This window comes from Pseudomonas sp. 05N36, assembly GCF_056397385.1.
In genome coordinates this window covers 35,677-61,678 of record NZ_JBFTNH010000014.1, presented here as the reverse complement: position 1 = coordinate 61,678, position 26,002 = coordinate 35,677, and the positions used below count along the sequence as shown (strand labels likewise).

The following is a 26,002-nucleotide window of genomic DNA, read 5'->3' as shown; positions in this document are numbered from 1 at the left end:
CTTATGCGCTTGCCAGGCTGGCGGTTTCTTCGCGGGTCGCAGTCACCGAGATTCCCGCTTGTTGCATGTCTTGAATGGCTTGAGTCGCGCCCTCTTCACTGATGGCCCGGCAGGCCGGCAAGTGGATGATCACCTTGAAACCGGCAGCGGCCAGTTGCAGGGCGGTGGTCTTGACGCAGAAGTCCAGCGCCAGGCCGCCGACGATGACCTGCTTCACGCCCTGGCTGTTCAGGTACTCGATCACGCCGGTGGACAGCTTGCCGTGCAGGTCGTGGTAGCAGGCGCCGTAGGGGTGCAGGTCCGGCTCGATACCCTTCCAGACGAAGTAGTCGTAGTCGTATGGGGTCGGCAATTCGTCCAGCAGGCTGAAGCCTTCGGTGCCGGGGACACAGTGGCTGACCCAGGTGAGATCGGCGTGTTCGAGGCCGGTCGACTGGAACATTTGCGAGTGCTCGGCCACCACCCACGGGGCCTGAGCCGTATGAGCGTCCTTGCTGCCGACACGCAGGCTGGCCAGGGTGGCCATGAAGTTCAGTTCGCTGCCGATTTGCTCGCCACCCGCCACAGGCAGCTCATCAGGGCACAGCGGCGTGAAGCTCTTTTGCGCATCGACATCAAAGGAAGCGGTTTTCAGGGTTTGGCTGTTCATGTCGGGTCTCTCCTCTACATGGATAAAAAGGTACACGTCATGTACTTTCGTTGCAATGCCCGGCCATGAAAATATTTTTCCGCGAAGAAACCAGCCTATATGCGACATACGCAAGGGTAATGGTGATGGTTTCACCTGAGCGGATTCAGTGATAGAGTACACGTCATGCACTAACAGGGAGATCAGCCATGTATGAAATAGCCCTCTATGGCGGCGCCTTCAACCCCCCTCACGCCGGGCACGCCCAGGTGATGATCGAGGCCTCATGCCAGGCCAGGCGTCTGCTGGTGGCCCCCAGCTTCAGGCACCCCTACGGCAAACGAATGGCCGACTATGAACTGCGCCTGAACTGGCTGGAATCGATCGTCGAGCATGTACAGCCCCTGTGCTGCGCCGAAGTGCGTGCCAGCCGGGTCGAACAGATCGTGGCGCGCGGCGTCGAAGGTCCGATCTACAGCTACACCCTGCTCGCCCATCTCGCCGACAGCCTGGCCATGGACGGCAAACAGATTGCCCTGGTAGTCGGCCAGGATGTGGCTGACCTGCTGCCAACCTTCTATCGCGGCCCGGAGTTGCTGGAGCGCTTTTCCATCATCTGCGTCGAAGAACAGATCCACGTACGCAGTACGGTGCTGCGCGAACGACTGGCCTTGGGCGAGCCGCTGCCCACCCACTGGATGGCACCCGGCATGGATCCGGTAAACTATGACCTCTACGCTGCCCACGGAAGCTGACATGCCAGACCGCACTCCCCATCCAAGCGCCTACCTGCACACCATCGACCTTTGTGTGCTGCGCTACTGCCGGGAAACCCAGGCGCTGGAAATCCTCCTGAACCGTCGCGAAACCGAACCATTCGCCGGCCATTGGGCGCTGCCCGGGATCGTGGTCAATGGCGGGGTCGAAGACCTCACGCTGAACGACGCCGTGGAGCGCCTGCGTGCCTCGAAAAAAGTCGGCATGCCGCTGGCCTGGATCGAGCAGGTCGGCACGGTCGGCGACGCGTTCCGCGATCCGCGCTGCTGGTCGTCGTCGACCTTCTACCTCGCCATCGTCAGCGAGGCGGTCCAGCCGGCCGAACACCAGGGATTTTTCCCGCTCAAGGACGTGGCCGAAGCCTCGACCAGACTGCCCTTCGATCACAACAGCCTGGTGGCCTCGGTGCAGGAGCGCCTGTTCTCCAAGTCGCTGTACAGCAGCCTGCCGCTGATGTTCCTCGGTAATGAGTTCAGCGCGCCTGAAGCGGTGGGCATATTCTCCCTGGTGCTTGAACGACCGGTGCTCAAGACCAGCATCCGCCAGCGCCTGCTGAAGATGATCGAGGCCGGCTACCTGCAAGAGACCGGGCGCAAGAAGAGCGGCGACGGCGGCCGCCCGCAAGCCACGGTGGAAAACCTCAAACCCGCCAACCTCTACCTTTTCGATCGCTGCTTTCTGGAGTAATACCGCGCATGAAGCCTGTCACCGAATCCCAGTGTCTGCTGGAAACCCCATACTTCAACGTGGTCCGCGAGAACGGCTACTTCATCATCAAGGAAGCCCGGGCTATCAATGGCGTGGTGGCCGTCCCAACCCTGGAAGACGGCCGGTTGATGCTGGTCAACCTCAAGCGCCGAGCCATTGGCGGGATGTCCATCGAGTTCCCGCGGGGCGCCATCGACGAGAACGAAACCGCCTGCGACGCGGCGGCCCGCGAGCTGCTGGAGGAAACGGGCTGGCAGGCGCTGAACGTCAAGGAGTTGGGCTTGCTGCACAGCAACACATCACTGATTGCCAGTGCGGTTGCGGTGTGCCAGGTCTACCTCGATACGCAAGCCACCGACGCAACCGATGGCGAGGTGGATGATCTTTTGTTCATCACCCGCCAGGAGCTGATGGCCATGATCACCGCCGGCCAGATCACCGATGGCCACACGCTCTCGGCGGCAATGATGCTGATCGCCAGCGAGGCCGCTCGCCCCTAGCGCCCCCACCGAGGTTTGTCGACTGTCAGTCGAAACGCACCATGCAAAAAGGGCAGAAGGGATGCGATCCCCTCTGCCCTTCTGTTTATCGATGGTGAGCGCGTCGTCGGTCAGGCGCCGCTCTGCACCGTGTCGTCAGACATGCTCACTGCTTTTGGCATGCCCCGCATGATGCTCCGTCGGGCCGAGGGATGAATCCACCACCACCGGGATTTCGTTACCGTCGCAGTCATGCAGCTTGCCGCGACTGAAGTAATCCCCTTCGCGCAGCGCCGCCAGATCCTGGAAACGCAAGGTCCGTTCGGTACCGGCAGCGAAGACCGATTGCTGGTCCGAGTTACCGGTGGTGAAGTGGTTGAAGGTCAGGTTGAGCGCGATCGCCATGATCGCCGACGAGCTGATGCCGGAATGGAAGATGGTCGCGAACCAGCTTGGGAAGTGGTCATAGAAGTTGGGAGCGGCGATGGGGATCATGCCGAAGCCGATGGAAGTGGCGACGATGATCAGGTTCACGTTGTTGCGGTAATCGACCTTGGACAGCGTACGAATACCACTCGCCGCCACGGTGCCAAACAGCACGATACCAGCACCGCCGAGGACGGATGTCGGCACGGCGGCGATCACGCGCCCCATCACCGGCAACAGCCCGAGCACCACCAGGAACACCCCGCCGGTGGCCACCACATAGCGGCTCTTGATCCCGGTCACCGCCACCAGCCCGACGTTCTGCGCAAAGGCACTTTGGGTGAAGGAGCCAAAGATCGGTGCAATCATGCTCGACAGCATGTCGGCCCGCAGACCGTTGCCCAGACGCCTGGAATCAACCTTGGTGCCGATGATTTCACCGACCGCCAGAATGTCCGCGGAGGTTTCCACCAGCGTCACCATGATCACAATGCACATCGACAGGATTGCTGCGAAGTGAAAGGTCGGCATGCCGAAGTGGAACGGTGCCGGGAAGCCGAACATCGGTCCTTGAGTCACCGTCGAAAAGTCGGCCATGCCAAGGAACACCGCAATCACGGTACCGATCACCATGGCCAACAGGATCGACAAGCGGGAGATCGTGGCGCTGCCGATCTTGCTCAACATCAGCACCAGTGCCAGCGTCAAAGCCGCCAGCCCGATATTCGCCATGCTGCCGAAGCTTTCGGCGTGACTGTTACCGCCCATGGCCCAGCGCGCTGCCACGGGCATCAGCGTCAGGCCGATGGTGGTAATCACGATGCCGGTGACCAACGGCGGGAAGAACTTGGTAATTCGAGAAAACACCGGCGTGATCAACAGCCCGATCAACGAGGCGGCGACCACCGCCCCCAGAATCGACTGAAAACCGCCCTCTCCGCCGCTGCTGACAATCGCCACCATGGTCGCGACGCCCGAGAACGAAACGCCCTGTACCAACGGCAACTGACAACCGAAAAACGGTAATCCGAGGGTTTGCAGTAATGTCGCCAAGCCCCCCGCAAACAGTGACGCCGCAATCAACAGACCGATGTCCGCCGGAGAAAGCCCGGCCGCCTGGCCGATGATCAGTGGTACCGCAACGATACCGCCATACATGGTCAGAACGTGTTGCAGGCCGTAAGCCATATTCGCGCCGATCCCGAGGTTTTCATCCTCAGGCCGTTGGTGTGAAACAGAGGGCGTTTTCATCGTATGGGGGTTCCCTGGTTTTTGTTATGCGCACACTGTATTCAATACTCAAGACAAATGTCTATAGAGTTGTATACAGTTTGCCGGCCGGTATTTGCAGTCCCACATCAAAACCTTGAAATAGTTCTTCACTCAGCCCCTCCCCCACGACGACTAACCTTCAAGTCTCTTCAGCGATCAACGGTTCACTCGCTGCCTTTTTTATACATATAAAGTATGCATAATGAAGACGTTCGGCATTCAGTACGACGAAGTAAAAAACGCTGCAAACAAAAGGAAGCACAAGGGCATCAGTCTCGCCGACACAGAACCGGTGTTCTACGACAACAATGCCCTGACGCTCCCGGACAGCGACCATGATGAGCAACGGTGGATCGTTATGGGTAAGGATGCTGTGGGCCGGGTACTGGTGGTTGTCTACACCTACCGCGATCCGAACTTCGTTCGAATCATTTCTGCTCGCATCGCCACCCACAATGAGCGCCGCCAATACCTGGAGGCTTGAACCATGAAAGAAGAATACGATTTCAGCAGCGCCAAACGCAGGCCGGTTGCCGCCAGTAAAGGCAAGACCCGCATCACCATCATGCTCGATGACGCCGTGATAGAGGCAGCACGCGAGCTCGCAGAGAGTGCGGGATATGGCTATCAGACCGTGATCAACAATACCTTGCGCCAAGCCTTGCTGAACGCAAAAGGTCAGGGTCCGACGCCTGCCTGCGCCATTGACGCAGGCATCAAACACCTGAAGAAGGGAATTACCGCTGCTGAACTGAAATCACTGGAGCAGACGTTGAGTGCGGCAGCCAGTGAAATCAACCGGGTGCTCGAAGCCGAGCACAGCCCGAAGGCAAAACCCAAAGCGACTCGAACACTGAGCCATGCCTGACGCAGCGCTCAGTCAGGTCTTTCGCTTGAGCTGACCAGCTGCGCCAGCACCTGCCTCAACTCTGGATGCTGCGGCACGCGAATGTCGAACTCGCGCTCTAGCACCGCAATCACTTCATCAGCGTCTGCGAGCTGCCGACGTTCACTTTCCTGGCCCATCCGGTGAATGGCATAACTGCCGTTGTTGAGCGTGCGGCGCACCCCTGGCCCGGTGCGCGCCACCTTCAATTGCCCCCGAAACGGAGAGTCGGGGTGAGTCGAGACATACCAGTTGCCGATCTGGTAATCGATGTCTGACTGAACCTGCAGATCGAACACATACATCGGCCGCCACTCGCCCGCGACCTTCGCGCGCAACGCGTAGCTGCTGTCCTTGCGAACGATGCAGTACGGCTCATGGCCGGTCGGCTGCTCCTCTTCAGTATCGAGGCGCAGCGGCGCCGTGGGCACCATGCCGCCGAAGCCGACATCCGCGATGTAACGAACCCCGTCCAGGGTGACCAGGCTCAAACGGTGAGTACGCGCGGTCAACGCGTCTTCAGGACCGCCCATCACCACCCGCCCGGTGATCCCCCGCGCTTCGAACCCCAGTTGCTGAAGCAGGCTGAGGAACATGTTGTTGAGTTCGTAACAGTAACCACCCCGCCCTTCGTGCAGGACTTTGTGCTCGACCGAAGGCAGGTCGATGGGCACCGGAACCCACAACATCGTCGACAGGGTTTCAAAAGGGAACGTTGCGGTATGACGCGACTGCAATTCGCGAAGGGTGTCGAGCGTCGGCGACGGTGGTGTGTCGTAACCGAGGCGCTTCAGGTAGAGGTCGATATTCGACAGTTCAGTCTGAATCATCAATGACTCCTTGCTCAGGACACGTGCGCCATCACCAAACGGGTGGCAGTCGCCAGAACATCACGACGCGCTTCTGCGTCTTTCTGATGCTGGGTGAAGTAAACCGCGAGCACCACGGGTGCGCCTGCCTGTGGCCAAAGCACCGCTGCATCGTTTGTGGTGCCGTAGTCGCCGCTACCGGTTTTATCGCCAACAACCCACCCCGGCGGTGTGCCGGCCCGAATGCTCGCATCGCCGGTGGTATTGCCTTTGAGCCAGGTAGCCAATTGCTCACGCTGCGGCGCTGCCAATGCATCACCCAACACCACTTTCTGCACGCTGRCCGCCATCGCTGCCGGGGTCGTGGTGTCGCGCGGATCATCAGGAATGGCGGTATTCAACTCTGGCTCCCAGCGATCAAGCCGGAATGCCCGATCACCCAGGCCTTCGGCAAACAGGTTAACTGCTGCCACTCCACCTAACTCCTTGATCAACAAGTTGGCGGCAGTGTTATCGCTGTATTGCAACGCGGCGGCGCACAACTGCTCAACGCTCATGCCCTGTTTCAGATTCTGTTTGGCGATGGGGGCGTAAGACAGCAGGTCGGCTTCAGCATAGGCAATATGCTTTTCCAGCAACCCCGGCTCAGCCATGCTTTTGTGCAACACGGCCGCGGCCAACATCAACTTGAACGTACTGCAGAACGGAAAACGCTCCCCGCCCCGATACTGAATCTCGTGACCATTGGCAGTGTTGATCAAGGCAACGCCCAATCGACCTTTCGCACTGTTCTCCAACTCGGCAAGTTGCTTGTACAACTCGGCCAGCGGTTTATCCGCAGCTGAAGCGTTAGCCCAGGCAGGAACTACCAGCGTGATCAACGGCAGTGTCAGACCTGCCTTCAACAATGAACGTCGCGAAGGTGAATACTTCATGCGGTACCTCATAAAAAACAAACATTACAGGCGGGTCCGCTGTGCAACCGCGCCCGCCCCTTCATCACACTTCTGGATGCACGACCACTTCAGGACTTCCTTCCATTGACACCACCACCGTGCGGTTTCGACCAAAATTCTTCGCCTGATACAACGCCGCGTCTGCCCGCTCGATAAACACTTCGATGCTATCCCCGTCTTTGGGCACAAACGCATAACAGCCCAGGCTCACTGTCAGATGCCCCGAAGGCGCGCCTGAATGGATGATGTGCTTGTCCTTGACGCTGAGGCGGATCTGCTCGGCAATCGTAAAGGCGCCGTGAATGTCAGTGTCGGGCAACAGCACCGCGAACTCTTCACCGCCGTAACGCACCGCCAGGTCGGACTTGCGCAGACAACAACTTTTCACTGCGCGCGCCACTTGCGCCAGGCACTGATCCCCCGCCACATGACCGTAGGCATCGTTGTAACGTTTGAAAAAATCGATATCGAGCATGATCAGGCTCAACGAACTCTGTTGGCGGGCACCCCGTGCAAATTCGATGTCCAGCGCCCGTTCGAACAGCCGACGATTCGCCAAGCCGGTCAGGCTATCGTGAGTCGCGATCACTTCCAGCTGCTCTTGCGCTGTCCGCAAATCCGACTCGATAAGCTCACCATTACGAACCTGCAGCACAAATACCCAACCGAACAAACCCACGCCGAGCACCACCAGGGCGACAACGACGCTGGATTGATAGGCGTTGGCGTACCAGCCCCGAAGAATCGTCTCCTTCGGGGTCGCCGCGGCAACCACCAGCGGGTAGGCGTCCAGCTGACGATAGCCATACAGCCGGATCACGTTATCCACCACCGAACGGATCATCCCATTGCCGAAACTGGCATGGGGCAGGTACTTCTGGAAAATATCCCCATGTGCCAGCGACTCGCCTATTCGCGCTTCCTCGAACGGTCGCCTGGCCAGCAGCGTACCGTCCGACAACGCCAGAAACATCACGCCATTGTCATCGAGGCTGAAACTTTTGAAGAACTGATCGAAGTACGACAGCTTGATCCCGGCCAGCAGCACGCCCTGGAACTCGCCATGCTGATCGTTGATCCGCCGGGAAATCGGAATGATCCACTCGCCATTCTGCCGGCTACGAATCGCCGGCCCAATGTGCGCGAGCAAGGTAGGATTCTGTTGATGGAACTTGAAGTAATCGCGATCGGCCACACCCCCGCGACGCGGCAAGTCCTCAAACGACGTCACCACCCACTGACCGTTTTTATCGAACAGAAACAGCCCGTGTAACTGCTCAAGCGCCTGCACCCGACGTGCGAAGATATGTTGCAGCCGCGGGTTCTGCACTACGCCAAAACCCTCTGCCTGAATCCAGTCGACCAGGCTGGTCATCACCAGGTCCGCGCTCAGAAACGTGTCCTGCGCCTGCTGCGCCATCGCCCTCGTCAGGTTCGACGACGCCACCTCAGCCAACGACAAATCGTAGCGCCGGGACTGTTCCAGTTGCAGGTAAAGCAAGCCACACAAACACAGGCAAACCGCCGCAACAAACATCATCGCAGCCTTGCGCAGCGGCAAGCGTTTAAGCGGGCCGCCGGGGGTGTAATGAGGATCGTGAATGGGGGTAGGCAAAAGCGTCATCCTTGAAGGGTAAGGCATGAGCAAAAGCCCAGATCCCTTAATGCCGGGGAGCTTAGCCTACAGGGGCGATGAGGAGCAATTGTGGTGCGAGTCATAAACTCGCTGCGCCTTTTCTCCTGTAAGGTTCGACGCATTTGTTGATGCCCTTTGAAACGTCAATACCTCCCACCAATACTGCCCAGTGAATGTCCACACCCAATGAAATATAAAGACAGCACCGCATCGCTGGACACCGCCAGAAAAATTCTCAAGGTCAACCACGCCGGCGAATTCGGCGCTATCAACATTTACCGATCGCAGATCTTTGTATCGCGCCTGCTACGCAAAGACTATGTACCTCTTCTGGAAAGCTTCATGGAAGACGAAAAACGTCACATGAACCAATTCTGGGAAGAGATACAGCGCCGCAACGGCATCAAGTGCAAGAGCTACTGGCTCTGCGGCGCCGGGGGTTGGTTCATGGGTTTTATCTCGGCGCTACTCGGGAAAAGCGGCGTCATGGCCTGCACCTGGGCCGTGGAGTCGGTCGTGGTGAGCCATCTGAAAAACCAGCTCTCGTACCTTGAAAGCCGGAACGACGTGGCGGCCTGGGAAACGGTCCAGTCGATTCTGGAAGATGAGGAGAACCACCGCGATACCGGCCGAATCGAAGGCGGCAGCGCGCTGCTGTATGGGCCGTTCAGATGGATGATCAGTTTGTTTACGGAGGGTGTTATTCGGTTTGGGATGCGGTAAAACAAGGGCTCCCTAAGAAGCCAATCCATGGAGGAAAAGCATGAACACTCTGAACCGCCCCGCAACCATCGACACCGTTGTGTTCGACCTCGGCAACGTGCTGATTCGCTGGAACCCAAGAAACCTTTACCGGAAGATCTTCGGCGAAGACGTACAGGCCATGGAGACTTTTCTTTCCGAGGTCTGCCCTCCCGAGTGGAACGAGCGCCAGGACGCAGGCCGGTCGTGGCAGGAAGGGGTCGAGGAAGCCATCGCGCGGCATCCGTCGCAAGAGGCGCTGATTCGTGCGTACCACGAGCGCTGGGAAGAGACACTCGGCGGTGTGCTGGAAGAAACCGTGCTGATCCTCGATGAACTGCACGCCAAAGGCGTCCGCCTGCTGGCCCTAACCAACTGGTCTGCCGAAACCTTCCCGATTGCCCTTCAGCGCTTTCCCTTTCTGCGCACGTTCGAGGGCATTCTGGTGTCCGGCGAAGAAGGCCTCATCAAGCCCGACCCGGCGATTTTCCAGCTACTGAAATCTCGCTACCGGTTCGAAGGCCACCATGCGGTGTTTATCGATGATCACGCGCCGAATATCGAAGGTGCACGCAGGGAAGGTTTCAATGCGCTGCAGTTCACCTGTGCAGTGCAACTGCGCAAAGACCTGGCAGCGCTGGGGTTGCCCGTGCAGGCACTGAGCGAGCCGGCATAACGAACCGACAGGCAACACATTACAAGGCAACGAACACACAAAAATGGGCGACCGAGGTCGCCCATTTTTATGCCAATAAATCGACAACACCCTCTATCAACGCATTGGCGGAACCCGAATATCGCCCGCCCGACACTGACTTTTCACGCCCTTGCCGCAAGACCCGAACGACAAGTCCTTGCCCAGGCACACGCGCACTTCCGACAACTCGGGTCCGTTGCAGACAATCGCGATGCCATCCGCTGGAATCCCGGGGTTGCTCTGACGGAACATCTGCGCAATTTCCTGCGCAGGGAAGTAGATCTCGGTGCTCAATGGCTTCAGCTTGTCCGGGATCTTCACCGCGCCAACCGCCTTGTCCGCCATATCCAGATAACCCGACGCGCCAAGACCGCTGCACGTGCCGTGCTTGGACCACTCATGCTGAAGCAATTTTGGCGTCACAAACAGCGTCAGCCCTTGCTTCTGCTCCGCGGGCGACAACGGCACCATCGGCGGACACGACTCCGGCCAACCGCCCTTGGCGTACTGCGGCCAGAGACCGTGGAGCACAAAGCCGTAGCCTTTGCCCGAGCATTGCGGATTGTTCTGATGAGTCAGGCAAAACGTCGGCGACCAGGACAGCGTCAGCAGGTAGTAATCAAACACCCCCGCCACCGACTCGGTCTGCTGCTTATCGCGATGGGACCGAGCGTCGCTCATGCCGACGCTGCCAATCGTCAGCGCAACGAGCGCAACCAGTGCATACAGTTTTTTCATAAACCCTCTCCTTTGGGGCAAATCGGCTGGTTGTCTCATTCTGGTGATTGGCCGGTCAAGTACTGTCTGAGGCGACCTTGCCGAGTCCACGCTGAGGCTTCTACGCTCAATAGCTTTTGAGGTTGCCTTATGTTCTCCGTTGATCAACGAACTGCCGCTGGTGGAAGAGATTCTGCTGGACAGGATGAACAGAAAAACGAACCGCTGATGGCGACGAATTCTGACTGGTCATCACCCACCGAGGTGAAGTACCTTGAAGTCGCTACGCTTACATCACGATAGGGAATCGAAATGAGTAAGGCAGATGAGCTCGTTGCAAAACTGAAACAGAAACAACAAACCCGTGCGGACGCGGAAGCCTGCGCGGACACGGCGATTGAGCATTGGCCGATACAGGTCTATGAGATGTACCACCAGCTTGAGGCATGGCTGGAGCCACTGACCGAAGCGGGCTTGAACATTCGCCGCATCCCCACACACGTTATCGAAAACCTCCCCTCCGGCGAGACCTTCAACTACGCCATCGACAAACTGCTGATCGAGGGCAACCACCACAGCATCACCCTCGACCCCATCGCGCGCTTCGTCATTGGCGGCATGGGCCGTGTCGATATCCTCTCAAAAGGCCAACAGCGGTATTTACTCCGGACCGAGACCGCACACGGTGAAGTCCATTGGCAGATCCAGACAACCCTACGCAGCGGACAACCGCAACCAGACCCGGTCAAGCTCAATGAGGACGACTTTCTCTCGGTGATACAGGAAGGTCTGGAGCTCTAAAGCAGAGCACCACGCAGGGAAGCATTGCGGTGTGTCACCCTTCCCTGCCGATCCCGAAAAAATGGGCGACCCGTTGCGGTCGCCCATTTTCGTTTCGGCCATGAAATCCACTCCCCGATGTCACTCACCGCGCTTTACCTGATATCCGACAATCCGTATATTCGCCAAACCATATATCTACCCCCGGCCCGGCGCCCTACGGAGTAACCGATGAAAGTCCTGTTCATGTGCACGGCCAACAGCTGCCGCAGCATCCTGTCCGAAGCCATGTTCAACCACCTCGCCCCGGCAGGTTTCGAAGCCGTGAGCGCCGGCAGCTTTCCCAAAGGCCAGGTCCTGCCACGCAGCCTGACCACCTTGCGGGCCGCCGGCATTGCCACTGACGGGCTGAGCAGCAAGGGCAACGACGCCTTCGCAGACAGCCCGCCAGACATCGTCATCACCGTGTGCGACAAGGCGGCCGGCGAAACCTGCCCGGTGTATTTCGGCCCCGCACTCAAGGCGCATTGGGGGCTTGAAGACCCGTCCGACGTCAGCGGTAGCGAAGAACAAATCACCGCCGCCTTCAACGCCACACTGGCGACCATCGAAACTCGTTGCCGCGCCTTCCTCCAGTTGCCCTTCGAACGCCTCGACGCCGCTGCACTCAAGCGCGAACTCGAGCGCATCGCCACCCTTTAGCCTGGAGCGCCGCATGAGCGATCAACTGCCAAACCTCGACACACTGCTGTCCGACACCCTGCACCACGCCGCGGTCGACAACCCCAAGCCACGCATTTTGCTGCTCTACGGTTCGACCCGCCCGCGCTCGTTCAGCCGCCTGCTGGTGGAAGAAGCGGCCCGGTTGCTGGAACACTTCGGTGCCGAAACGCGGATCTTCAACCCCTCCGGCCTGCCGCTACCGGACGACGCCCCCAGCGACCACCCGAAAGTCCAGGAACTGCTGACCTTGATGCAGTGGTCCGAAGGCCAGGTGTGGTGCTCGCCGGAACGCCACGGCTCGATGTCCGCCGTGTTCAAGGCGCAAATAGACTGGGTGCCGCTGGCGATGGGCGCCGTACGCCCGACCCAGGGCAAAACCCTGGCCGTGATGCAGGTCTCGGGCGGCTCGCAGTCGTTCAACACCGTCAACCAACTGCGCGTGCTGGGGCGCTGGATGCGCATGTTCACCATCCCCAACCAGTCCTCCGTACCGAAGGCTTTCTTGGAGTTCGACGACCAGAACCGCATGAAACCCTCCGCGCTCTACGACCGCGTGGTCGACGTGATGGAAGAACTGGTGAAATTCACCCTCCTGCTACGCGACCGCCCCGACCTCGTCGACCGCTACTCGGAGCGCAAGGAAAGCGCGGAGGAATTGAGCAAGCGGGTTAATCAGCGCTCGATATAAAGCCGCGAAATAAACAAGGGGCGACCGCAATGGCCGCCCTGCATACTTTCTACAACTTCTGTAACACTTTAATTACCCCCCTCCTCCGATCACATTCTTTTACATCTGAGGTACACATTCTTAACAATTGCATTCCTCTCGTTGATTAGCATGGACACACCTTATGCGAATTCAGGGACGTCGCTATTCCAACGAATGCTTTATGAAGGAAAGCAAATGCCTACTGAACAAATCATTATCCTTGTCGCCGTTACAGTCATCGGTCTTATTTGGGCTGCCAGAAGAGATTTAAAAAACCGAAAGAAAGAACAGGCCGAAAGAGATGCCAATGAGAGCGTAGATTGACTATCAGTCACTTTCAAAAACAAGTGGGCAGATAAAGTTAATTATTATAAAAAAATCAACCTGCCCTCACTGACTGCACCGATAGCTATCTACACAAAGTTGAAACACGGAAAACGACTACGTCCGTAGCAGCTGCCGAGCCCGCGAGGCTGCGTTCGAGGACAAAGTCCTTGCAAATCCTGAGTACGCGGCTCACTTGAAGAAACGCATTGCCTGACACAGCCCGGGCCTGACACGGAGTCGACAGCTTTACAGAACGGACACCCCAACCAAAAAGGGGCAACCTCACGGCCGCCCCTTTGCTCTACCTCCGCAACCGCCGCCCAACCACATCCATCAAATCACACCCATCGCGCAGCGGTATCACCAACACCCGCGCGAAATCCCGCAACAGCAACGCATCACGACCAAGCCCCTCGCCCAAGGAAAGCGTCTCCAGCAATTGCGTCACGCTGCGAATGCGGTACGCCGCCGTATCGTGCAACACATCGACCGGCGCTTCGGTATCGATCAACAGCGACGCCATTGTGCAATCAATGCCGGTGATCGGCATGTATCGAGCCATGGCAAAACCTCCAGTGAATAAACCCGCGTGAGCACTCAGTGACGAGCAGCCGACGAAACCCCGGACGCCAAGTCCGGCGTATCGAAGTGCTCCAAGGCGCGGTTCACCAACAACTCGCTGAGTACCACCAACTGCTGCATCGCCAACGCCACATGACGGCGCGAACCTTCGAGCTCGAAGGCCAGGTCGGTGGTCATGGCGTTGAGGGATGCCAGGGTTTCGGAGGCGTGGATTAGCAGGGTTTCGGTGTCGATGTTGGGGGCGATGGTGAAGATGTGGGTGGTGGAATCGGCTGGGGTTTCGGGGGGATTGGGGGTGATCTTTTTCATGAGCATTTATGGGTGCTTGGGCTCCTTTAGCGATAGAACGGACTTCCACATCCGGCCGCTGATTTTGCAGCGACGGGGGGAAGGTTATCGGTGAGGTGACTGGGGGTAAAGCGGCTGGAACCGATGCAGGGTGCGGGAAATGTCCGATGAAGGTGTGGTGCGCTGGAAGCTGGGTTCAATTGTAAAAATTTTCTCAATCGCAATCCACAGCCAAAAGCGGTCGTTCGTGAGTGAAACCCAAAGCGGCCACTGCAGAAAAATAAATTTGCCCCCATTTCCGGACCCGCGCTGGCGCCGCCGGCCACTCTGCACTAACGTTTAATCGCACGGCCTGAACCACTCAACGGGCTGCTCGACGCTCCATATTATTGCCACCGCTACCGATAAATTCAGCGTCATCTCGCTCAGGATTATCGGGGCACGACGTTAATCTCGTATAGGTCAGGTGGAGTATAAAAATAACATGCAGGATGCCCGCCCAAACCCAACGCTTCGTCTGGATTATTGTGTCGAACGTCCGATATTCATGGACTTCTTACAGCATGCGAGATGCTCGCCTGATGCAATTGCTGTAATTTCTCAAGACGCGACTTGCAGCTATCGTCAGCTTGAAGAGATAAGTCAGGGCATTGCGTCCTTCTTGATTGGAAATGGCGCTACCGAATCCGACCGGATTGTTATTGTTTCGAGTCGCTGTGCGGGGTTGGTCTATGCAATGCTCGGCGCCTCCCGTGCCGGATTGACGTTCACAGTTGCCGACAATGCATATCCACCTGCGCGCATAGGCCAAATCATTCGAGCGCTTCAGCCTACCGTTGTTCTGCTATGCGGTGAGGCTACAGTCAATCTCAATCTCGAGCACTTTGAGCCAAGGGCAGAGAGTTCCTATCCGCGGGTCGTCAGAATCCCGGAAATTCCCACCGAATCACTGCATGAGTTCGCCTTTGATCAACGGGTTTTGCCAGAAGTTGACCCTTGTCATCCGGCGTATATCACATTTACATCGGGCAGCACTGGCGAACCGAAGGGAATTGCGACACATCATGCGCCTTTGGTTCATTTTATTGAGTGGCATACCAAGCGTCATTCGTTATCTAAAGACGATTGCTTTTCCTTGCTTTCCGGGCTTGGCCATGACCCTGTATACAGGGACGTATTTACGCCTCTCTCCATTGGCGCAAAAATTATCTGTCCGGCACAGTCAACCGTCATAGATCCTTCGGCTTTGGCGGCGTGGATACATAAAAATGGAATATCCGTTATTCACCTTACGCCCCCCTGGGAAAGCTTATTGAAACTGGAGCAAAAATCAATGAACTAAAATTCAAAGTTCTGCGATACCTGTTTTGGGGTGGAGATGCATTAAGCAGTACGTTATATGAACAAATTCGCGTCATTGCACCAAATGCCGTTAGTGTGAATTTTTACGGCACGACGGAAACGCCGCAGGCAATGGCGTATCATCAAATAGACCCTGAAGCCAACAATGCCAAGATCCCGCTTGGTAAAGGAATTGAAGGCGCACAACTGCTGGTCGTGGATGACTCAAATAAATTGGTCCGCGAAGGAGAAGTCGGGGAAATTCTTATACGCAGCCCCTATTTGTCGCTGGGTTATTGGGGTGACATTGCGCAAACCAGGGAAAGATCTGTTGTGAATCCATTTGCGAATGTCGAGGACGACATTTGCTATAGAACCGGCGACCTTGGCACTTATCTTTCAGATGGCAGTGTCATCTTTCTGGGCCGAGGCGACAATCAGATCAAGATTCGTGGTCATCGAATTGAGCTGACTGAAATTGAAGGCGCAATATCACGGCATCCCCGGATCAAACAGTGCACTGCTCTGGCCGTCAATGACAGTTCGATCGTAAAGCTGGTTGCATATTGCATTTCAATAGAGTCTGTTTCATCTGTTGAATTGCGTGACTATGTCAGTAATCAACTCCCGGAATATATGGTGCCGGCGTTGTTCGTTTTTCTGGACGCTATTCCACTTACGCCGAATGGAAAAATTGATAAGAGGGCGTTGCGTCTGATTGTCAGTAAGACGGATGCGGCTGCCGTACACTCGCGCCAGGCTCTATCGCCACTCGCGCTAAAACTGGCGGATGCATGGTCTGAAATACTCGAAGTCCCGCGCGCCGATGCAAACTTATCGTTCGTGGAACTGGGTGGGGATTCACTCTCGTTTGTTCAGGCTTCAATGGTTCTTGAAGAACTTATTGGCCACCTGCCAGATCAATGGGAAATGACGTCAATATGTGATCTTTGTGAGCTGACCAACAAAACCAAGGTTTCGAAGCTGTCAGTTCGGGCAATGGAGGTTCCCGTTTTTTTACGCGTAACATCTATAATACTTATTGTTGTCGCGCATTTTCATATTTTTTCAAAATGGCCGGTTTCAGGCGAAACAACGGTATTGTTTATAATATCCGGTCTCAGCCTGGCAAGATTTCAATTTAAAACCATAAGTGACCGTGGCAACGTGCGCACGCTTGTAAAGTCCGCTGCCAGTATCGCCGCACCGACAATACTTTACACTATTTTGATTCAGATGCTGTTCGACAGGATTCACTGGCAAACATTGTTGCTGATTTCGAATTGGTTCTCACCGAACCGCATAGACAACTTTGCGTATTGGTATATTGAAGTACTCGTGCAAATGATAATAATCATTGGGTTCGCCCTGTCGTTCGAGCGCGTTAGAAAAACAGTAACTTCCGACCCCTTTCGTTGCCTTGTCATTGCATCATGCGTATTGGCAGTGGCTGGCGTCATGATTAACGCGTACTTGTTTGATGCTGCAGAGCTTTATAACAGAGTACCACAGCACTACCTTGCGATCATGGTGCTCGGAATGGCAATTAACTATGCGAATTCAAGAATTCAAAAGTTGATCGTCAGCGCGGTTGCTGTCATTGTGTTGGGCGGGCAAGATATTCTGGCAATCTTCAACCATGGATTGCACGAATTTGCAATGAAGGAATATATTGATATGGCCGTGCCTGCCGTTCTCGCGTTGATTTGGATCCGGTCTATTCCTGTACCAGGCATCATCGCGCGGGGACTCGCATTAATAGCATCGTCAACGTTGTTTATTTATTTGACGCATTTTCAGTTTCAGTCCCTGGCCCGTCATATCGTTGACCAACCGGCGCTCGCGGTAGTCTTTGCCATCGTCGGAGGAATTGGGGTTCGTTACGCCTGGAACAAGGGAGTTCGAATTGTTTTAATGCGTTTGAATGGAGGAGTAAAGAAGAGCAGTTCGGATACGATCGAGCGAGTTTCGTGACTGTGATTATTCCTGCGCTTCATGCCAACTGGCACTGTTTCGTACGTACCGGCTACTATCACTTGCGGTACGACCTGCATCGTCTTTGCAGCCATCGCATACATACTTGTCGAACGCCCCGCAATCGCATGGACCAGGTACATCAAGTTAAAACGCACCGACGTCGCGGTGTTCAATCAGACGTAAATCCAAGCTAATTCTCGTTATGGCGCGTTCATGCTCTTTATGCCTTCAGGGACAGATCTATTTTCTCGCAGCAATTCAGCCTTGTCCCCACCATGCCCTCACCCAACTGCCCGAACAACCACTACGAGACTCACTTCAGCTCCACAACCCTATTCCTGATAAACTCCTCACCTCCCAGCCTCACCAACTCCAGATCCCTGATGCCCGCACCCATCGCTACACCTACGCCCCTCACCCGCCGCTTCTCCGTCGCCCCAATGATGGATTGGACTGACCGCCATTGCCGTTTCTTCCTGCGCCTGCTCTCCAGGCACGCTCTGCTCTACACAGAAATGGTCACCACCGGCGCGCTCCTCAACGGCGATCACGAGCGCTTCCTGCGCCATAACGAAGCCGAGCATCCACTCGCGCTGCAGTTGGGTGGCAGCGTCCCAGCCGACCTGGCCGCCTGCGCGCGCATGGCGCAGGAGCACGGTTACGACGAGGTGAACCTCAACGTCGGCTGTCCGAGTGATCGGGTGCAGAACAATATGATTGGTGCGTGCCTGATGGCACATCCGGTGTTGGTGGCGGAGTGTGTGAAGGCGATGCGCGATGCGGTGTCGATTCCGGTGACGGTGAAGCATCGGATCGGGATCAATGGACGGGACAGTTACGCGCAGCTGTGTGATTTCGTCGGGACGGTTCGGGATGCCGGCTGCACCAGTTTTACGGTGCATGCGCGGATTGCGATTCTGGAAGGGTTGTCGCCGAAGGAGAATCGGGACATTCCGCCGTTGCGCTATGACGTGGCGGCGCAGTTGAAGACTGATTTTCCGGAGCTGGAGATTATTCTCAACGGCGGGATCAAGACGCTGGAGGCCTGTCACGAGCATTTGCAGACCTTCGACGGCGTGATGCTGGGCCGTGAGGCGTATCACAATCCTTATGTGATGGCTGAGGTGGATCAGCAACTGTTCGGCAGCACGGCGCCGGTGATTTCGCGGGCTGAAGCGTTGGCGCAATTGCGGCCTTATATCGCCGCGCATCTGGATGCGGGCGGTGCAATGCACCATATCACTCGACATGTATTGGGCTTGGGCACCGGTTTTCCGGGGGCGCGGAAGTTTCGGCAGTTGTTGTCGGTGGATATTCACAAGGCTAAAGAGCCTTTAGCGTTGCTGGATCAGGCGGCGGGGTTGCTGGAGGGGCGTTAACCGTCACTCCAGTTGAACCTGTGGTCTGTTTTGACATCGTAATTAGCGGATAGCGCCAAGCCTTTCAAACGCCTGTTCTCAGGTTGTTGCCGCCCTGGCCGTTGTTACGCATTTACGCCCTTGAGTGGCTGTCAGCGCTCGGGTAATGTCAACAGACCCACAGGATAGAGCACGCTCATGACTTCCAAGCTGGAACAACTCAAACAATTCACCACCGTAGTGGCCGATACTGGCGACTTCGAGGCAATCGCTCGCGTTAAACCGGTGGATGCCACCACCAACCCTTCCCTGCTGCTTAAAGCGGCGGCCATTCCTGCTTACGCGAATTTGCTGAACGCTTGCGTCAGCAACTGCAAAGGCGACGTAGGCCTGGCCAGCGACCGTTTTGGTGTTGCGGTCGGGCAAGAGATTCTGAAAGTGATTCCGGGGCGTATTTCCACCGAAGTGGATGCGCGCCTGTCGTTCGACACTGACGCCGTATTGAAGCGTGCGCACCGTCTGATCGAGCTGTACGAAAAGGCCGGCATTGGCCGCGACCGCGTGCTGATCAAGATCGCCTCCACCTGGGAAGGCATCCGCGCCGCCGAGAAACTGGAACGCGAAGGCATTCAGACCAACCTGACGCTGCTGTTCTCTTTCGCCCAGGCGGTTGCCTGTGCCGAGGCCGGGGTGTTCCTGATTTCGCCGTTCGTGGGCCGTATCTACGACTGGTACAAGAAAGCCAACGGCAACGACTACACCGGTGCCGATGATCCGGGCGTGCAGTCGGTGACGCGCATCTACAACTACTACAAGGCCAATGACTACAAGACTGTGGTCATGGGTGCGAGCTTCCGTAACCTCAATCAGATCGAGCAACTGGCTGGCTGTGATCGCCTGACCATCAGCCCGGACCTGATCGAGAAGCTGGCGGCCGACACCGGCAAGCTGGAACGCAAACTGGCGCCAGGCCATGCTGGCGAAGCGCGTCAGAGCCTGACTGAAGCGCAGTTCCGCTGGGCGTCGAACGAGGACGCCATGGCCACCGAGAAACTGGCTGAAGGCATTCGTCAGTTCGCTCGTGACCAGGAAAAGCTTGAGGCGTTGCTGCAAGCCAAGTTGTGATCTGATTCCGGCAAGCGCAAAAAGGGCGAACCTTCACAGGTTCGCCCTTTTTTGTGCCGCGGGAATTGAATGAGCTTTGCGCCAGCGCAATGGGTGGCAGGTCTGGCCCCATCGCGAGCAAGCTCGCTCCCACAGGGGATCTGTGTCAGACCATGCAAGTGCAATCGACGCAAGACAAGTGTGGGAGCGAGCTTGCTCGCGATGGGGCCAGTGAGGCCCACACCCATTCAGCGGATCAGTGACGCTCCAGGGCGTTCACCAAATCATGGAATGCTTCGCGGTTGGAGTCGTTCAGGCCCATGAGGATCTTGTGCGCTTCCAGCACCTTGATCCGCACCACTTCTTCGGACTGATCCTGGTCAGGCAGGTCGGTCAGGCATTCCGGGCACGGAATCGGGCGGTCAACGATGTTGAACACCTGCTCGAAGCCCATGGACTCCAACAGCCGCGTGATGTCTTCGTGGGTGGTGACGACGGTCGGCAGCAGGCCGATCTTTTGCCGCGACATGATCGACAGCTTGGCCAGCAGGCCCAGGGTGGTGCTGTCGATGCTGCGGGTTTCGGTCAGATCGATCACGATCGCGTTGAAATTCAACGCGCTGAAGATCCGCTCAATAGTCGCATCCAACGCCGAACACAGGGTCAGGCGAACTTCACCGACGAACTTCAGGACGAAGGTGCCGTCCTGCTCGGCGAACTGGATTCTACCGGTACTCATTAAAGATTCCTGCTCAACACCAACAGGGCGATATCATCCGGCATCTCCCCTAGCGTGGCCAATCCAAAAACCTGCCGCAAGCCATCCAGGCTGCCGCCCGCCGTTCTTACCCGTTCAGGTAAGGCAGCCTCTTTCTCTTTGAGTGTAGGTTCTGGCAAAAGGTCCAGAATGCCATCGGACATCAGCGTCAGGCTGAACGTCGGTGGCAGCTCGATAACGTGGTCTTCGTAGGTGGCTTCATTGAACAAGCCCACCGGCAGGCCGCGCCCTTCGAGATAACCCACACTGTCTGGCGTGTACAACACTGGCAACGGCAGGTGTCCGCCGATGCTATAGGTCAACAAACCCGTCTCCTCGTCGATGACTCCACCGACCATCGTGACATGTTTGCCCAGCTTACAGCTGATCAGGCCTCGGTTGATATGACCAAGGACCTCTGAAGGGGTGAATTCTGGCAAGGTGCCATTGCGCTTGGATTCAAACAGCAAGCGCGTGGTCATGAATTTCAGCAGCACGGTCACGAATGCCGATGAAGCGCCATGCCCTGAAACGTCCGCCAGGTAGAAGGCTACCCGACGCTCGTCGACCCGAAAGTAGTCAACGAAGTCGCCCGAGAGATACAGCGACGGGATGATCTGGTGCGCGAACTTGAACTCGTTGATCGTCCAGGGACTGACCGGCAGCATGTTCATCTGCACCTGGCGCCCGGCGTTCTGGTCTTCCTGCAACAGGTTCAGGCTGGCTTCGAGCTCGCGGTTGGCGGTTTCGAGCTTTACCCGATAGCGCTGGTTTTCCAGCAGCAGGCGCGCACGATCCAGGGCCCGGCGCACGGAGTGCTCGAGCACGGCCAGGTCTTCCAGCGGCTTGATCAGGTAGTCCGCGGCGCCCAGGCGCAAGGCCTCGACGGCGTCGTTCATCACGCCAGCACCCGACACCACGATCACCGGCGTTTGCGGCGAAAGGTCGGTGACCTGACGAATGAGTTCGAGCCCGCCCATCTGCGGCATGCGCAGATCGCAGATCACCAGATCGGGTTGGTTTTTCTTGAAGACCTGAAGCCCCTGCTGGCCATTGCTGGCCTGAAGGACGCTGAACCCACTGTCTTCCAAATAGGCCGCGAGACTTGCGCGTACTACTTCGTCGTCATCGATTATCAGCAGCGTGGCACTGGTTTTTTGCATGTGGGCAAACGGCGCCAGAATTAGGTTGGCGTAGCTGGCAGGGCATTCGGCCCGGCACACACTACTGGATTCGCTTTCTAGCCTCTCTGTCGCACCGCTTTCGAGCATTTGCCCTACAAGCGTGTTCATCAGAGGTGCCCTTCTAAGGCGCAGACGGTACTCCCATCCGCGAGGCGTTTCAAGCTCACGCCGATGGTCATCAGGCGTCTTTACATCGCAAATCACCGGGAGTTATAAGAACAGCTAAAACCGCAACACAAAGGAAGGATCGAGCCCATGAGCCAAAGCGATCGTGACTACAGTGAAAAGCGCGACTACATCCGCATGCGGGTCGATGCGGATGTCACATTGATTCACGCCGGCGATTTGATTCCAGCCGTCTGTATCGACCTTTCGAGCAGCGGTATGCAGGTTCAGGCGGCCCGATCGTTCCAGGTGGGCGACACGCTGAACGTACGCATCGATTCCGAGCACGCGGCGCTCAAGGGCCTGGAAGCCGAGACCGAAGTGGTCTGGGTGACTCAACAGGACGCTGGCGGCCAGAAACTTGGGCTTACAATCCTGAAAATGAATTGAGCACGAACACAAACAAAGAAGGCGGCCAAATGGCCGCCTTCTTGTTGTTGCGCGGGTGACAATTTAAAAATCGTCTTCCACCTTGCCGTCTTTGACCTTGAATTCGCGGTTTTGCAGATAAGCGTTGCGAATGAAGATGTATTTGTCGCCGGTGATCAGCTTCTCGCTCGACAACAGGCTGGCACGGGTGTCGATCACACTCATGCCAAGCGCCATATTGCGCGCCGGAATGTCGTTCATGTAGCGGTAGGGTTTGGCGTAGGTATCGACGTACATGGACGGTGCATCACGCAGCGTGCTTGGGCCGAAGAACGGCAGCATCACGTAAGGACCGCTCGGTACGCCCCAATGGCCAAGGGTCTGGCCAAAGTCTTCGTCGTTGCGTTGCAGGCCCATTTTGGTGCCCACATCGAAGAACCCGGCCAGGCCGATAGTGGTGTTCATCAGCACGCGAGCCGTATCGACGCCAGCGGCGCGCGGCTTGGCCTGCAGGATGTCGTTGGCCAGGTTGCCGACGTCACCGATGTTACGGAACATGTTGTGAATGCCGTCCGAGAGAAATGTCGGCGTAATGAACTGATAGCCCTGGGCAATCGGCTTCAAGGCGTAGGTGTCCAGTACATCGTTGAACTTGTAGATCGGACGGTTAATGCTTTCCCAAGGATCATCTTCCGACGCCGCCTGGGCAGCGAACGGAACCAGCAACACGCTGGCACACATACATAGTCGAGCTAGACGATTGCTCCAGCGCATAGCAAAAAACTCCTTGGACCGTACTGGCGCGGGACTCAATACCCGGGCGATAAGCGCGCTAGTATAAGGTGGTTAAGTATTTTTAGGCAGTCGCCCGTGAACCGGCCTTGTTGGTGCGGCCGCTTCATCCCGATGTCACTCAACTGTCATGGGGCATCCCTAATCTCCGGAATTATTTCAGGGACGTTGAAATGCCCCACGCTCAAGCCCTCCCCCAGAGCATTCCCAACCCGACCGCCGTGCTCTTCGGTCTCAGCGGCTGTCTGGTGGATTTCGGCGCCCGCAGCCGTCAGAACGACCGCGACACCGCTGAACGAGCGCACCCGACACCGGGCGCCCTGGAAGCGCTGAACCGCCTGCAACTTCAAGGCATTCCGTGTGCCTGGCTCGACGAGTTGCCACACGCGCAAAGCCTCGCGCTGGCCACTTCGCTGCCGGACTGGGTCACCGCCAGCCCGCACACGCTGAACAGGGGGCAATGGCCGTCCCCCGATGCGTGCTGGCAAGCCTTGATGGCGCTGAACATCGATCGTCTGGACGGTTGCGTGCTGGTCAGCGGCGAACCGCGCTTGCTGCAATCAGGCCTCAACGCCGGGCTCTGGACCATCGGCCTGGCGTCCTGTGGCTCGCTCTGCGGGCTGACACCCAATGAGTGGCACGCCTTGAGTCAGCAGGAACGCGAGCTCAAACGCGGCAAGGCGACCGTGCAATTGTTCGGCCTTGGCGTGCATTCGGTGATCGATCACCTGGGTGAACTCGACACCTGCCTGTCAGACATCGGCCTGCGCCGACACAAGGGTGAAAAGCCCTGATAGGGCGTTCTTGATCAAGATCATGCACTTCGCTCGCCAGTGGATTAATCTAAAGGCCAGATGCAGACCTTTGGCCCATCGCTGCGGTCTATGCCAGTGCCTATCGATAAAAGGAAGAACGCCATGCCTGCCCGCGAACTGCAAGAACAGCTCAACGCCCTGCGCGAGCAACTGGAGCAGAACCCGCCGCTCACGCTGGAAGAGCGTGAGCACCTGCAAGAACTGATGCAGAAAATTGAGGCGCAGATCAAACTGGAAACCGCGACGCAGGACAGCAGCCTGGCGGACGGCGTCAACCTTGCCGTGGAGCGTTTCGAAGTGGACCATCCGGCGCTGGCCACCGTGTTGCGCAACATCGTGCAGACCCTGGGCAACATCGGGATCTGACTCCTCGAATACAAAAAAGCCCCGCTAGCGATAGCGGGGCTTTTTCATTTCTGCGACCTGCAATGCAATCCCTGTGGGAGCGAGCCTGCTCGCGATGGCGGCGGCACATTCAACATCAAGGTGATGGTCGGATCGCTATCGCGAGCAAGCTCGCTCCCACATTGGATCTTTACTGACGGACCAGGCGGTGGTTCGGCAGTTGCACTTCTTCAGTGCTGCGATACGGGTTGATATCCAGCCCGCCGCGACGCACGTAACGCGCATACACGGTCAGTTTTTCCGGCTTCAGCAAGCGCTGCAGGTCGAGGAAGATCCGTTCTACGCACTGCTCGTGGAAGTCCGAATGCTGGCGGAAGCTCACCAGATAGGCCAGCAGACTGGCGTGATCCAGCGCCGCGCCACGGTACTCGACCGCGACACTGCCCCAGTCCGGCTGGCTGGTGACCGGGCAATTGGATTTGAGCAGGTGGCTGTGTACGCTCTCTTCAACGATGCGCGAATCATCGCAACGCAGCAGTTCCGGGCGCGGATGCTCGTAGTTGCTGACGCTGATGTCCAGATCATCGATGCACACGCCTGGCAGCGCTACAACGCCTTCAGCCTCGACCTCGTTCAAGCTGCGAATACGCACGCCCACCGGCTTGCCCGCGGCGGCCGACAGGTCATTCACCAGCGTGGCTTCAAGGCTTTGGGTATCGGCGAACGGCGTCTGGTTCAGCGAGTTCAGGTACAACTTGAACGACTTCGATTCGATGATGTTCGGCGAGTCTGCCGGGATGCTGAATTCGCCGATGGCCACCACCGGCTTGCCCGATGGCAACAGCCAGGACAGTTCGAAGCAGTTCCAGAAGTCCACGCCCTTGTATGGCAGGGTTTCAGCCGTCAGGCCCAGCTCGGCCCATTTCGCGGTGCGCGGGATCGGGAACAGCAAGGACGGCGTGTACGTGGCGATGTATTCGCTGGATTTGCCCAGCGGCGAATGTTCGGCTGCGGGATGCATGGCGGAAACCTGACTGAAGAATCAGCGGATTCTAACAGCCTTTGCTCCCGCCTTTGAGTGCTTACTGACTGACAGTCAATTTGCCGACCATGCCCGCCTGATAGTGGCCGGGAATATTGCAGGCGAACTGCAGATTGCTGGCTTTCTTGAAGGTCCAGGTCAATTCGGCGGTTTTGCCCGGTTCAATCAACACGCTGTTCGGATCATCGTGCTTCATGCTTGCGCCGTGATCCATGCCTGGCATCGAGTTGTGATCCATGCCCGCCATCGAACCGTGGTCCATGGAAGCGCCTTTCATCATGGTCGGGGTGAGCATGCCGCCCTGTTGCATTTTCAGCATTTCCTGTTGATGCGCAGCGTGCATCGCCGCATCCCCCAGGTTGAACTCGTGCAGTAACCGGCCTTTATTGATCAGTACAAAACGCACTGTCTCACCGGCTTTGATGTCCAGCGTCTTGGGCGTGAACGACATATCGCTCATCACGATTTCGACGCTGCGCGTAGCCTTCGCCGCCGGGGCCGGTGTGCCGAAATCGTAGGTCTGTGCCGGCGACGCCCACACGGGAAAGCTCAACGCCAACAAGCAGCCGGCAAGTACCAATCGATGACGCAAAAACATGATCACCCTCCAAC

The 26,002-nt window shown here is 57.2% G+C and carries 29 protein-coding genes and 1 pseudogene; 17 read left to right on the top strand and 13 right to left on the bottom strand.

The features are described 5' to 3' along the window. Window position 1: 1 nt before the first annotated feature. The gene (locus tag AC1DIH_RS18445; RefSeq protein ID WP_477772784.1) at window positions 2-649 is read right to left on the bottom strand and encodes an isochorismatase family protein; all 648 of its coding nucleotides are present in this window, start codon (window positions 647-649) and stop codon (window positions 2-4) included. 188 nt (window positions 650-837) lie between these two features. Between AC1DIH_RS18445 and AC1DIH_RS18440 the strand changes: the two genes are divergently transcribed. The 3 genes from AC1DIH_RS18440 to AC1DIH_RS18430 are packed head-to-tail and all read left to right on the top strand — an operon-like array spanning window position 838 to window position 2,613. Further along, on the top strand, window positions 838-1,383 hold the full coding sequence (locus AC1DIH_RS18440; protein ID WP_427530972.1) for an adenylyltransferase/cytidyltransferase family protein: 546 nt from the start codon (window positions 838-840) through the stop codon (window positions 1,381-1,383). Between the two features lies 1 nt (window position 1,384). After that, window positions 1,385-2,092, top strand: a complete 708-nt coding sequence (locus tag AC1DIH_RS18435) for an NUDIX hydrolase (protein ID WP_477772783.1) — start codon at window positions 1,385-1,387, stop codon at window positions 2,090-2,092. 8 nt (window positions 2,093-2,100) lie between these two features. Continuing rightward, entirely contained in the window at window positions 2,101-2,613 is a 513-nt protein-coding gene (locus AC1DIH_RS18430) for an NUDIX hydrolase (protein ID WP_477772782.1), read from the top strand. A gap of 135 nt (window positions 2,614-2,748) precedes the next feature. Here the strand turns inward: AC1DIH_RS18430 and AC1DIH_RS18425 are convergent, their stop codons facing one another. Next, window positions 2,749-4,269, bottom strand: coding sequence for a nucleobase:cation symporter-2 family protein (locus AC1DIH_RS18425; protein ID WP_477772781.1), 1,521 nt, complete (start codon window positions 4,267-4,269; stop codon window positions 2,749-2,751). A 223-nt stretch (window positions 4,270-4,492) separates the two neighbouring features. On the opposite strand from AC1DIH_RS18425, the gene AC1DIH_RS18420 reads away from it, so the two are divergent. Both AC1DIH_RS18420 and AC1DIH_RS18415 read left to right on the top strand, forming a co-directional pair. Further along, window positions 4,493-4,774 (top strand): BrnT family toxin, encoded by a 282-nt coding sequence (locus tag AC1DIH_RS18420; RefSeq protein WP_477772780.1) that lies wholly within the window; start codon window positions 4,493-4,495, stop codon window positions 4,772-4,774. A 3-nt stretch (window positions 4,775-4,777) separates the two neighbouring features. Continuing rightward, the gene (locus tag AC1DIH_RS18415) at window positions 4,778-5,158 is read left to right on the top strand and encodes a BrnA antitoxin family protein (protein ID WP_477772779.1); all 381 of its coding nucleotides are present in this window, start codon (window positions 4,778-4,780) and stop codon (window positions 5,156-5,158) included. Window positions 5,159-5,166: 8 nt separating this feature from the next. On the opposite strand, the gene AC1DIH_RS18410 is transcribed toward AC1DIH_RS18415, so the two are convergent. From AC1DIH_RS18410 to AC1DIH_RS18400, 3 genes are all read right to left on the bottom strand, one after another. Further along, the gene (locus tag AC1DIH_RS18410; protein WP_477772778.1) at window positions 5,167-6,006 is read right to left on the bottom strand and encodes an arylamine N-acetyltransferase family protein; all 840 of its coding nucleotides are present in this window, start codon (window positions 6,004-6,006) and stop codon (window positions 5,167-5,169) included. A gap of 14 nt (window positions 6,007-6,020) precedes the next feature. After that, the gene (gene bla / locus AC1DIH_RS18405; protein WP_477772777.1) at window positions 6,021-6,920 is read right to left on the bottom strand and encodes a class A beta-lactamase; all 900 of its coding nucleotides are present in this window, start codon (window positions 6,918-6,920) and stop codon (window positions 6,021-6,023) included. Window positions 6,921-6,984: 64 nt separating this feature from the next. Then, window positions 6,985-8,556 carry a sensor domain-containing diguanylate cyclase gene (locus tag AC1DIH_RS18400; protein ID WP_477772776.1) on the bottom strand — a complete coding sequence of 524 codons (1,572 nt, stop codon included), beginning with the start codon at window positions 8,554-8,556 and terminating at the stop codon, window positions 6,985-6,987. A 207-nt stretch (window positions 8,557-8,763) separates the two neighbouring features. On the opposite strand from AC1DIH_RS18400, the gene AC1DIH_RS18395 reads away from it, so the two are divergent. Further along, window positions 8,764-9,300: a demethoxyubiquinone hydroxylase family protein gene (locus tag AC1DIH_RS18395; protein WP_477772775.1), complete on the top strand. Its 537-nt coding sequence runs from the start codon at window positions 8,764-8,766 to the stop codon at window positions 9,298-9,300. Between the two features lie 40 nt (window positions 9,301-9,340). Then, window positions 9,341-9,994 (top strand): HAD family hydrolase, encoded by a 654-nt coding sequence (locus tag AC1DIH_RS18390; protein ID WP_477772774.1) that lies wholly within the window; start codon window positions 9,341-9,343, stop codon window positions 9,992-9,994. Between the two features lie 96 nt (window positions 9,995-10,090). Here the strand turns inward: AC1DIH_RS18390 and AC1DIH_RS18385 are convergent, their stop codons facing one another. After that, window positions 10,091-10,753: a ribonuclease T2 family protein gene (locus AC1DIH_RS18385; protein ID WP_477772773.1), complete on the bottom strand. Its 663-nt coding sequence runs from the start codon at window positions 10,751-10,753 to the stop codon at window positions 10,091-10,093. Window positions 10,754-11,044: 291 nt separating this feature from the next. On the opposite strand from AC1DIH_RS18385, the gene AC1DIH_RS18380 reads away from it, so the two are divergent. From AC1DIH_RS18380 to AC1DIH_RS18365, 4 genes are all read left to right on the top strand, one after another. Next, complete coding sequence (locus AC1DIH_RS18380; RefSeq protein WP_477772772.1) at window positions 11,045-11,533, top strand: hypothetical protein; 489 nt, start codon at window positions 11,045-11,047, stop codon at window positions 11,531-11,533. A 210-nt stretch (window positions 11,534-11,743) separates the two neighbouring features. Then, complete coding sequence (locus AC1DIH_RS18375) at window positions 11,744-12,214, top strand: arsenate reductase ArsC (RefSeq protein ID WP_477772771.1); 471 nt, start codon at window positions 11,744-11,746, stop codon at window positions 12,212-12,214. 13 nt (window positions 12,215-12,227) lie between these two features. After that, window positions 12,228-12,923: an arsenical resistance protein ArsH gene (arsH, locus tag AC1DIH_RS18370; protein ID WP_145022549.1), complete on the top strand. Its 696-nt coding sequence runs from the start codon at window positions 12,228-12,230 to the stop codon at window positions 12,921-12,923. Between the two features lie 216 nt (window positions 12,924-13,139). Then, entirely contained in the window at window positions 13,140-13,268 is a 129-nt protein-coding gene (locus AC1DIH_RS18365) for a hypothetical protein (protein ID WP_477772770.1), read from the top strand. A gap of 304 nt (window positions 13,269-13,572) precedes the next feature. Here AC1DIH_RS18365 and AC1DIH_RS18360 read toward each other — a convergent pair whose 3' ends face one another. Both AC1DIH_RS18360 and AC1DIH_RS18355 read right to left on the bottom strand, forming a co-directional pair. Further along, window positions 13,573-13,833, bottom strand: a complete 261-nt coding sequence (locus AC1DIH_RS18360) for a hypothetical protein (RefSeq protein WP_477772769.1) — start codon at window positions 13,831-13,833, stop codon at window positions 13,573-13,575. A gap of 35 nt (window positions 13,834-13,868) precedes the next feature. Next, complete coding sequence (locus AC1DIH_RS18355; RefSeq protein ID WP_429538341.1) at window positions 13,869-14,162, bottom strand: DUF6124 family protein; 294 nt, start codon at window positions 14,160-14,162, stop codon at window positions 13,869-13,871. A 463-nt stretch (window positions 14,163-14,625) separates the two neighbouring features. Between AC1DIH_RS18355 and AC1DIH_RS18350 the strand changes: the two are divergent. From AC1DIH_RS18350 to tal, 3 genes and pseudogenes are all read left to right on the top strand, one after another. Then, window positions 14,626-17,456, top strand: a pseudogene (locus AC1DIH_RS18350) (amino acid adenylation domain-containing protein). 386 nt (window positions 17,457-17,842) lie between these two features. Then, entirely contained in the window at window positions 17,843-18,838 is a 996-nt protein-coding gene (gene dusA, locus AC1DIH_RS18345; protein WP_477772768.1) for a tRNA dihydrouridine(20/20a) synthase DusA, read from the top strand. 177 nt (window positions 18,839-19,015) lie between these two features. Next, window positions 19,016-19,942, top strand: coding sequence for a transaldolase (tal, locus tag AC1DIH_RS18340; protein WP_477772767.1), 927 nt, complete (start codon window positions 19,016-19,018; stop codon window positions 19,940-19,942). A gap of 235 nt (window positions 19,943-20,177) precedes the next feature. Here the strand turns inward: tal and rssC are convergent, their stop codons facing one another. Then, window positions 20,178-20,660 carry an anti-sigma factor antagonist RssC gene (rssC, locus tag AC1DIH_RS18335; protein WP_427530924.1) on the bottom strand — a complete coding sequence of 161 codons (483 nt, stop codon included), beginning with the start codon at window positions 20,658-20,660 and terminating at the stop codon, window positions 20,178-20,180. Continuing rightward, window positions 20,660-21,841, bottom strand: a complete 1,182-nt coding sequence (gene rssB, locus AC1DIH_RS18330; protein ID WP_477772826.1) for a two-component system response regulator RssB — start codon at window positions 21,839-21,841, stop codon at window positions 20,660-20,662. The genes rssC and rssB overlap by 1 nt, the downstream gene beginning before the upstream one ends. 276 nt (window positions 21,842-22,117) lie before the next feature. Between rssB and AC1DIH_RS18325 the strand changes: the two genes are divergently transcribed. Then, window positions 22,118-22,417: a PilZ domain-containing protein gene (locus AC1DIH_RS18325; RefSeq protein ID WP_477772766.1), complete on the top strand. Its 300-nt coding sequence runs from the start codon at window positions 22,118-22,120 to the stop codon at window positions 22,415-22,417. Window positions 22,418-22,480: 63 nt separating this feature from the next. On the opposite strand, the gene AC1DIH_RS18320 is transcribed toward AC1DIH_RS18325, so the two are convergent. Beyond that, the gene (locus AC1DIH_RS18320; RefSeq protein ID WP_477772765.1) at window positions 22,481-23,170 is read right to left on the bottom strand and encodes an MlaA family lipoprotein; all 690 of its coding nucleotides are present in this window, start codon (window positions 23,168-23,170) and stop codon (window positions 22,481-22,483) included. A gap of 191 nt (window positions 23,171-23,361) precedes the next feature. On the opposite strand from AC1DIH_RS18320, the gene AC1DIH_RS18315 reads away from it, so the two are divergent. Together AC1DIH_RS18315 and AC1DIH_RS18310 are read left to right on the top strand one after the other, a co-directional pair. Then, window positions 23,362-23,982, top strand: coding sequence for an HAD family phosphatase (locus tag AC1DIH_RS18315; RefSeq protein ID WP_477772764.1), 621 nt, complete (start codon window positions 23,362-23,364; stop codon window positions 23,980-23,982). Between the two features lie 123 nt (window positions 23,983-24,105). Further along, window positions 24,106-24,369 (top strand): DUF4404 family protein, encoded by a 264-nt coding sequence (locus tag AC1DIH_RS18310; RefSeq protein ID WP_054593163.1) that lies wholly within the window; start codon window positions 24,106-24,108, stop codon window positions 24,367-24,369. Window positions 24,370-24,538: 169 nt separating this feature from the next. On the opposite strand, the gene queF is transcribed toward AC1DIH_RS18310, so the two are convergent. Further along, complete coding sequence (gene queF, locus AC1DIH_RS18305; RefSeq protein ID WP_054593164.1) at window positions 24,539-25,369, bottom strand: NADPH-dependent 7-cyano-7-deazaguanine reductase QueF; 831 nt, start codon at window positions 25,367-25,369, stop codon at window positions 24,539-24,541. A gap of 61 nt (window positions 25,370-25,430) precedes the next feature. Beyond that, window positions 25,431-25,988 carry a copper-resistant cuproprotein CopI gene (gene copI / locus AC1DIH_RS18300; protein WP_477772763.1) on the bottom strand — a complete coding sequence of 186 codons (558 nt, stop codon included), beginning with the start codon at window positions 25,986-25,988 and terminating at the stop codon, window positions 25,431-25,433. Window positions 25,989-26,002: the final 14 nt, after the last annotated feature.

Coding starts and splice junctions, on each gene's coding strand:
- arsH (WP_145022549.1), top strand. CDS start 12,228: ATGAGCGATCAACTGCCAAACCTCGACACACTGCTGTCCGACACCCTG.
- AC1DIH_RS18325 (WP_477772766.1), top strand. CDS start 22,118: ATGAGCCAAAGCGATCGTGACTACAGTGAAAAGCGCGACTACATCCGC.
- AC1DIH_RS18365 (WP_477772770.1), top strand. CDS start 13,140: ATGCCTACTGAACAAATCATTATCCTTGTCGCCGTTACAGTCATCGGT.
- AC1DIH_RS18360 (WP_477772769.1), bottom strand. CDS start 13,833: ATGGCTCGATACATGCCGATCACCGGCATTGATTGCACAATGGCGTCG.
- AC1DIH_RS18390 (WP_477772774.1), top strand. CDS start 9,341: ATGAACACTCTGAACCGCCCCGCAACCATCGACACCGTTGTGTTCGAC.
- AC1DIH_RS18320 (WP_477772765.1), bottom strand. CDS start 23,170: ATGCGCTGGAGCAATCGTCTAGCTCGACTATGTATGTGTGCCAGCGTG.
- queF (WP_054593164.1), bottom strand. CDS start 25,369: ATGCATCCCGCAGCCGAACATTCGCCGCTGGGCAAATCCAGCGAATAC.
- AC1DIH_RS18395 (WP_477772775.1), top strand. CDS start 8,764: ATGAAATATAAAGACAGCACCGCATCGCTGGACACCGCCAGAAAAATT.
- AC1DIH_RS18380 (WP_477772772.1), top strand. CDS start 11,045: ATGAGTAAGGCAGATGAGCTCGTTGCAAAACTGAAACAGAAACAACAA.
- AC1DIH_RS18445 (WP_477772784.1), bottom strand. CDS start 649: ATGAACAGCCAAACCCTGAAAACCGCTTCCTTTGATGTCGATGCGCAA.
- rssB (WP_477772826.1), bottom strand. CDS start 21,841: ATGCAAAAAACCAGTGCCACGCTGCTGATAATCGATGACGACGAAGTA.
- AC1DIH_RS18415 (WP_477772779.1), top strand. CDS start 4,778: ATGAAAGAAGAATACGATTTCAGCAGCGCCAAACGCAGGCCGGTTGCC.
- AC1DIH_RS18410 (WP_477772778.1), bottom strand. CDS start 6,006: ATGATTCAGACTGAACTGTCGAATATCGACCTCTACCTGAAGCGCCTC.
- AC1DIH_RS18435 (WP_477772783.1), top strand. CDS start 1,385: ATGCCAGACCGCACTCCCCATCCAAGCGCCTACCTGCACACCATCGAC.
- AC1DIH_RS18355 (WP_429538341.1), bottom strand. CDS start 14,162: ATGAAAAAGATCACCCCCAATCCCCCCGAAACCCCAGCCGATTCCACC.
- AC1DIH_RS18375 (WP_477772771.1), top strand. CDS start 11,744: ATGAAAGTCCTGTTCATGTGCACGGCCAACAGCTGCCGCAGCATCCTG.
- rssC (WP_427530924.1), bottom strand. CDS start 20,660: ATGAGTACCGGTAGAATCCAGTTCGCCGAGCAGGACGGCACCTTCGTC.
- AC1DIH_RS18420 (WP_477772780.1), top strand. CDS start 4,493: ATGAAGACGTTCGGCATTCAGTACGACGAAGTAAAAAACGCTGCAAAC.
- dusA (WP_477772768.1), top strand. CDS start 17,843: ATGCCCGCACCCATCGCTACACCTACGCCCCTCACCCGCCGCTTCTCC.
- AC1DIH_RS18310 (WP_054593163.1), top strand. CDS start 24,106: ATGCCTGCCCGCGAACTGCAAGAACAGCTCAACGCCCTGCGCGAGCAA.
- AC1DIH_RS18425 (WP_477772781.1), bottom strand. CDS start 4,269: ATGAAAACGCCCTCTGTTTCACACCAACGGCCTGAGGATGAAAACCTC.
- AC1DIH_RS18385 (WP_477772773.1), bottom strand. CDS start 10,753: ATGAAAAAACTGTATGCACTGGTTGCGCTCGTTGCGCTGACGATTGGC.
- AC1DIH_RS18315 (WP_477772764.1), top strand. CDS start 23,362: ATGCCCCACGCTCAAGCCCTCCCCCAGAGCATTCCCAACCCGACCGCC.
- tal (WP_477772767.1), top strand. CDS start 19,016: ATGACTTCCAAGCTGGAACAACTCAAACAATTCACCACCGTAGTGGCC.
- copI (WP_477772763.1), bottom strand. CDS start 25,988: ATGTTTTTGCGTCATCGATTGGTACTTGCCGGCTGCTTGTTGGCGTTG.
- AC1DIH_RS18430 (WP_477772782.1), top strand. CDS start 2,101: ATGAAGCCTGTCACCGAATCCCAGTGTCTGCTGGAAACCCCATACTTC.
- AC1DIH_RS18440 (WP_427530972.1), top strand. CDS start 838: ATGTATGAAATAGCCCTCTATGGCGGCGCCTTCAACCCCCCTCACGCC.